The sequence below is a fragment of the Herbaspirillum sp. BH-1 genome (assembly GCF_002870055.1).
Taxonomy (GTDB): domain Bacteria; phylum Pseudomonadota; class Gammaproteobacteria; order Burkholderiales; family Burkholderiaceae_D; genus Herbaspirillum; species Herbaspirillum frisingense.
The window spans coordinates 253,852-260,271 of record NZ_PKOI01000007.1; the positions used below are offsets into that span (position 1 = coordinate 253,852).

General features: G+C 59.6%; 7 protein-coding genes and 1 tRNA gene. 3 read left to right on the forward strand and 5 right to left on the reverse strand.

Features of this window, described 5'->3' with window-relative positions; all coding sequences use genetic code 11:
• The first annotated feature begins 231 nt into the window (after positions 1-231).
• Together HBH1_RS12420 and dmeF are read left to right on the forward strand one after the other, a co-directional pair.
• Entirely contained in the window at positions 232-507 is a 276-nt protein-coding gene (locus HBH1_RS12420) for a metal/formaldehyde-sensitive transcriptional repressor (RefSeq protein WP_102662989.1), read from the forward strand.
• Between the two features lie 9 nt (positions 508-516).
• Positions 517-1,521, forward strand: coding sequence for a CDF family Co(II)/Ni(II) efflux transporter DmeF (gene dmeF, locus HBH1_RS12425; protein WP_102662990.1), 1,005 nt, complete (start codon positions 517-519; stop codon positions 1,519-1,521).
• Positions 1,522-1,642: 121 nt separating this feature from the next.
• Here the strand turns inward: dmeF and HBH1_RS12430 are convergent, their stop codons facing one another.
• The 5 genes from HBH1_RS12430 to HBH1_RS12450 form a co-directional block, all read right to left on the reverse strand.
• On the reverse strand, positions 1,643-1,885 hold the full coding sequence (locus tag HBH1_RS12430) for a hypothetical protein (protein WP_039876334.1): 243 nt from the start codon (positions 1,883-1,885) through the stop codon (positions 1,643-1,645).
• Between the two features lie 171 nt (positions 1,886-2,056).
• Positions 2,057-3,154: an acyltransferase family protein gene (locus HBH1_RS12435; protein ID WP_102662991.1), complete on the reverse strand. Its 1,098-nt coding sequence runs from the start codon at positions 3,152-3,154 to the stop codon at positions 2,057-2,059.
• A gap of 218 nt (positions 3,155-3,372) precedes the next feature.
• Positions 3,373-3,449: transfer RNA gene (locus tag HBH1_RS12440), tRNA-Pro, on the reverse strand.
• Between the two features lie 155 nt (positions 3,450-3,604).
• Positions 3,605-4,399, reverse strand: coding sequence for a hypothetical protein (locus HBH1_RS12445; protein WP_102662992.1), 795 nt, complete (start codon positions 4,397-4,399; stop codon positions 3,605-3,607).
• Between the two features lie 243 nt (positions 4,400-4,642).
• Complete coding sequence (locus tag HBH1_RS12450) at positions 4,643-4,897, reverse strand: hypothetical protein (RefSeq protein ID WP_077237027.1); 255 nt, start codon at positions 4,895-4,897, stop codon at positions 4,643-4,645.
• 312 nt (positions 4,898-5,209) lie between these two features.
• On the opposite strand from HBH1_RS12450, the gene HBH1_RS12455 reads away from it, so the two are divergent.
• Positions 5,210-6,370 (forward strand): glycerate kinase, encoded by a 1,161-nt coding sequence (locus HBH1_RS12455; protein ID WP_102662993.1) that lies wholly within the window; start codon positions 5,210-5,212, stop codon positions 6,368-6,370.
• Positions 6,371-6,420: the final 50 nt, after the last annotated feature.

Here is a 6,420-nt window from a genome sequence, read left to right on the forward strand (position 1 = left end):
TCTTTTATTCCTGCCCTGGGCAGAGTTGGATGCGGACGAAACATGACGCAACACGCCGCATTGTCCTGAGGCTATAGCGCACAGCTTACGTATAACTGAATAAAACTGCACACGGGCAAGTATTTTTCCACGACATGAGAATTTATGCAGCGTTCGGATTGCCGCAAAATGCCCCGCGCTGCCCGATGTCAGCCTATAATGGCGCCTTTATAGGATAGGGGGGTATGGTATATGGCACACCTGACGCAAGACAAGGATGCCCTGCTCAACCGGGTCAGGCGCATCGGCGGCCAGGTCCAGGCCCTGGAACGTGCACTGGAAGGGGACGCCGAGTGCGGCCGCACCCTGCATCTGGCCGCCGCCATCCGCGGCGCGGTGCACGGCCTGATGGACGAATTGATCGAAGCCCATGCCCGCGAACATGTGGCCCGCCCCGGACTGACCGACGAGGAACGCAAGCAGGGGCTGGAAGAAGTCCTGGAAGCCATCCGCCGCTACGCCAAATAAGGAAACGACATGCCCAGCACCTCCCCCTTGCGCCATGACCACGTCTATCTTGGCGCCAACCACGACCGCAATACCCGCCGCACCCTGTGGGTGGTCGCCCTCACCGCCGTGATGATGGTGGCCGAAATCGCTGCAGGCTTCCTGACCGGATCGATGGCACTGCTGGCCGACGGCTTTCACATGGCAACCCACACCGGCGCGCTGGCCATTGCCGCCGGCGCCTATGTATTCGCCCGGCGCCATGCCCATGATGGGCGCTTCAGCTTCGGCACCGGCAAGGTCGGCGACCTGGCCGGCTTCGCCTCCGCGCTGGTACTGGCGGTGATTGCCATCGGCATCGGCGGCGAATCCCTATGGCGCCTGGCCAGCCCGAGTGCGGTCGATTTCAGCGAAGCCATCCCGATCGCCGTGGTCGGACTGATCGTCAATATCGCCAGCGCCTGGCTACTGATGGATGGGCATCATGGGGACCACGGCCATCATGGTCATCATGGTCATCATGGTCATCACGGTCATGATCACGGTCATGATCACGGGCATGCACATGAACACCACGCCCATCCCCATGAAGAGCATGGACACGGCCACCATCACGACGGACACGACAACAATCTGCGCTCGGCCTATCTGCACGTCGTGGCCGACGCCCTGACCTCGGTGCTGGCCATTGCTGCCCTGCTGGCTGGCCTCTATCTGGGCTGGACCTGGCTGGATCCTTTGATGGGCGTGGTGGGTGCCGTGGTCATTGCACGCTGGTCATACAGCCTGCTGCGCTCCAGTGCGGCGGTGCTGCTGGACGTGACCGATGCCCAGGTCGCTGCCCGCATAGAGCAGGCGCTGGCCGGCGCGGAGATACAGATCGACGACCTGCATGTCTGGCGCATTGGCCCGACTGCGCGGGCGGCGATTGTGAGCGTATCCGCCGCGAAGGCGACTTCTGAAGACCTGCTTCGCCAGAAATTATCGGAAGTGGACGGTCTGCGACATCTCACGCTGGAATTGCGACTGCACTGATACCGGCGTGGTGAGCCCTCCCCCTACACACAGAAATGAAAAACAGCGGCCTAGGCCGCTGTTTTCAAGTTATATGCCGCTTTTTGCGCCTGATGCATCGTTGCGCCTCATTCGGCATCAATCAGCGCCAGCCGCGATGCCAGCCATAGTGCGGATGATGCCAGCCCCAGCCGTAATAGGAGTGGTATTCCCAGACCCAGCCGGGTCCGGGTGAAGCGTAGGTCGGCTGCACGTAGACCACACCCGGGGGCGCAACGTAGGTCGGCTGTGCCACGTAGGCGGGCCGCACGGTGGGTGGTGCGACCACGCAGCCGCTCAGGGCCGTGACCACGGCCACGGCCGGAATCAATAGTAGGGATTTCATGCTTGCGCTCCTGATCTTGTTTGGCGGAATGTGCCGGCTAGGGTTGGCCGGCTGCCACTTATAAGTGGTGATCAGATAACGGATGGGGTTAAGCACGGGCGGACCCGGAATTGTGTGTTTATGTAACCTCGCCCCCCGTTCCCGCCAGGTTCAAGCCCCACGCAAAATCGATCACGCCAATGAAGAGCTCGCGCGGGTCGAACCTGATGGAATCTTTCGCCCCATGAAAGCAGCCAATGGGCGTTCGACGTACCGGTTGATCAGGTAGGCAAAAACGATCATCGTGGCGCAAACCAGCGCCAACAACAGCCACTTGTCCAGACTGTTACCGATCAGGTTGTAGAGCACCAGCCCGACGTTCAAGTGGATCAGATAGATCGGGTAGGACAGACTGCCTAGCAGGCGTGAAACACCTGCATAGGTGGCAGAGGTCGATCGACGGGTGATGACCACGACAAACAGCAGGTAGAACGCCGTGCAAATGACGAAAACCGTTTCATTGTAGTAGGCAAGGCCCGTGTAATGGGCGGCACGCCGCACCAGGTCCAGAAGCTCATAGTGGATGCCCACGGGTAGGGCCAATACCAGTAGCGCGAGCCGGAACCACGTAACACCTCGCTTGGAAATGCGATAGAAGAGACAACCGGCGATGAAAAAGCTGGCGAAATTGGTAATGAAATACTTTTCCACCAGCTCGCTTTTCAAAAAGATCTGCAGGATCGACAACAATAACCAAGCGGCCAAGACCCATTCAATCCTTGCCATCTGCCCCAGGAGCAGGACGAAAAGAACCAGAAGATAGAACTTCAATTCCACCAGCAACGTCCAGTAGACCCCATCGACAAAACCAATGCCGAAGAATCCGTTGAGCATGGTCATGTTCAACACATATCGCGGGACGGTGAGATGAAAGATATGGTTGATGAAGATATAGGTGAGAACGAAGCTGACTGTGCAGCAGAACCAGTACGCAGGATACAGACGCAGCACGCGCGAGCGCAGGAAGACACGAGCGGTGACGTTCTCCGAACTCATCAAGATGACGAAACCGGAAATCATGAAAAACAGATTGACTGCCAGGTAGTTGTACTTGACGAAGTTGGCAACCTCACCATAGAACACTGGAGAGTAATCATCCCCCTGTGCAAAACCGCGGACCAGATAATGCAGCAGCATGACACCGACTGCGGCGCAAAAACGAAGGATATCAACGTCGTGATAGCGCCGATGGGCTTGGGTAGATTGCCCGGGCTGATTTGACTGGTTCATCGCGAGGTCACTCCGCAAATTCTGTAGAGACCTCGCGCAAGGCGATGCGGTTGCAGTAATTCGGAGTTTTTTCTCGCACAGCACAAAGCGCCGTGCCTTATTCGGGCCGAACCGGGGGCATCAAAAGTGAGGCAGCAAAGAAAAACAGCACTGGAATCAAGCTCTCGCCTAATCACAGTGCTGTTTATGCGTGACTTTCGTCACACTTTCAAATTGATTGGTCGGGACGGTGTGATTCGAACACACGACCCCTTGCACCCCATGCAAGTACGCTACCAGGCTGCGCTACGCCCCGACTGAAGACAAAGATTATAGCAGCGAATATGTTATTAATTCAACTGTTTCTCAAAAACATTTTTAAATATTTCGGGCAGCTTCGCGAGGGCATCATTCCGGATCGCACGAACACACTGTTCAACCGCGATCCCGCAGCGTCGCTGCCGTATTCGTTCAGCGACCGCCAAAGAATTCGTTGAGCAAGAAATTCTGCAAGCCCTTGGTGTCTTCCGGCCGGGCAGAAAGCGTCACCACTCTACCCAGTCGCTGCGAGTCGAAATTGAAATCGCCTTGATAGTAACGGCGGATGAGCGCAATCATGTTGTCGACCACAGCCAGCTGCACATTGCCGCCAAAGCCGGCATCCACTTCGATCAACTGATTCTGGCTCCGGCGCTGATCCGTGGTCCAGCCGCGGAAACTGTACTGCGCTACCCGCGGCCCCATGCTGATGATCTGGAAGACGCCGTTCGTGCCGCGCCCCCGTTTGTCCTGGAAGGCGATGTTGGCGCGGGCAATGTCATTGGCCGACGGGTTTTCGGCAGCTCGCGCCGCCGCATTCTCCTGCGCCGCCGCCTGCTCTGCTTCTTCACGCCTTTGGCGATTGCGATTGGCGAAAGTCATGAAGTCTTCGGCAGGTGCTGCCTGAACCGACGCGGATGCATTGCTGCTGGGCGTGGGCGCCGTTGGTAGCGGCGACGCCTGGCGCGCAGGTGTCGGACTGTGCCGGGGTACCGACCTGGTCACCGGCTTCTTGGGGGGAGGCTGGACTTTCTTGGGTTCCGGTACAGCCTTGGGGGGCTCCGGTTGCTCCACGCGCACCGGGGCTGGCGGACGTACGAAGCTGACCTGCAAGGGGGCATCGGGTCGACCTGGAGACTCCAGCTTGAGCGGCGCCTCATTGAGCTTGGCCCGCACAAACATGAATACCGCCGCATGGACAAGTACGGACGACACGATGCCCAGCATCGTGCGACGCCGGGAGCGGGAAATAATATCTGATCGGGTCGACGAAACGTTAAAACTCATACCATGTGGCGACAGCAGTGGGCGGCCGATCTGCGGTCGATGCCATTACGCTACGGATGAAACGCCCATGCGCCCCAACCTACACCCACCCTGTCAGACCCATCTATCAAGGAAGGCAACATTCTAGCCGGTTTTGCCATGGACACAGCGAGTTCAAGCCACGGGTACTGCTTACCAGGCAGCTCAACGCCAGCGCCCTCGCCCACCCCAGCCATTGCTGTAGCCAAAGTAGAAGGAAGACGACGGATAGCTGTACGCCGGATACGCGGGATAGGATGGATAAGCGTAATAGGGGGAATAAACCGGTTGGGCGGGATAGACGGCAGCACCGTTGTATGGACTGACGGGCACAGCCACGCAGCCGCCCAGCAACAAGGAGGCAGGCAAGGCGGCCAGCAGAAGACCGCGATAGAGCGGTACACGGACAGAGGGCTTCATAGGCATTACTCCTTGGGCGCAGTTTGCCAACATCGCACTATCGCTCAGTCGCTTCCGACCAGCCACCCTCCTTACCTTTTGTTACGCGCTTCAGCTTCAATTGACAGTCTACGAAGAAATCTTCAGCCCCGCGGCTTTTGCCACCGTTGCTACTGTCTATACCTGCAAGGCCATAATCAAACCGGACCCAGCTTATATAATCACGCCAAAGCCAGCAGCAGCAACGCCGATTGTCCGCTGCTCAAAACATCCCGAGACCTTTCCAACACGCCTGACGCCGCAATGCGCATGGCCTGAGCCTACGAACCCACCATGACCTCTGCCCGCCCCTCCTTGCCCAAACCCATCATCGTCATCGCGCCCGATTCGTTTAAGGGCTCTCTCTCGGCTGAAGAAGTTGCTGCCGCCATCGGCGCCGGGATCTCGGCCGCAATTCCTGATGCCCAAGTCCGGCTTTGCCCCATCGCCGACGGTGGCGAAGGCACGCTCGATGCGCTCATGCATGCGGGCGGCGAACGCTTCACCGTCAATTGCCGCAATGCCGCCGGACAAGACGCGAACGCACCCGTGGGCATCCTCAAGGATGGCAGTGCCGTCGTGGAGTCGGCTGCCATCGTCGGACTGACCGACCCGGCAGGAACGGGCGTAGCGGTGCAATTGCGCACCACCCTGGGCGTAGGCGACGCGATCAAGAGCCTCCTGGATCGCGGCGCGCGCCGATTCCTGGTTGCGCTGGGCGGCAGCAGCACCAATGACGGCGGCGCCGGCCTGCTTGTGGCCCTGGGCGCGGTATTGCGGGATGGTGCCGGCGAGGCGATACCACCGCAACCCGCGCAGCTACACCGGGTAGTCAGCATTGATGTGTCCGCATTGGACCCCCGCATCAAGGAAACCCATTTCGTGGCCATGTCCGACGTCGATAATCCCCTGTGCGGTGAAGAGGGCGCAACGGCGGTCTTCGGACCGCAAAAAGGCGTGGCGGCCGACCAGGTTGCGGTAATAGACAGCGCCTTGCGACATTTCGCCAGCGTCCTTGAGCCGGCACTCGGCCGCCGGGCCTCGGATCAACCGGGCGCGGGGGCCGCGGGTGGTCTGGGGTATGCACTGCTGATGCTGGGTGCGCAATTCCGCTCGGGCGCAGAAACGGTGGCCGACCATATCGGACTGGATGATGCGCTGGCAGGTGCCGACTGGCTCATCACGGGCGAAGGTCGCAGCGACGCCCAGACTTTGCACGGCAAGGCCCCCTTCATCGCAAGCCAGCGCGCGCGCCGCGCGGGCGTCCCCACAACTCTGCTCTCCGGAGGCATTGATAGAACATCGCTGGAAAAGCTGCAGACCGGGTTTTCCGGCTGCTTTTCCATCAGCTTCGGCCCCATGAGCCTGCAAGACGCCATTGCACAGGCGCCGGGATTGCTACGCGACAGCGGCGAGCAGTTGGCGCGCCTGTGGCAAGCCGGCCGTAGCTGCTAACATCCCCCACCCCGCAGATTCCTGCGGGATCAGCTTCCATCACCCAGGGC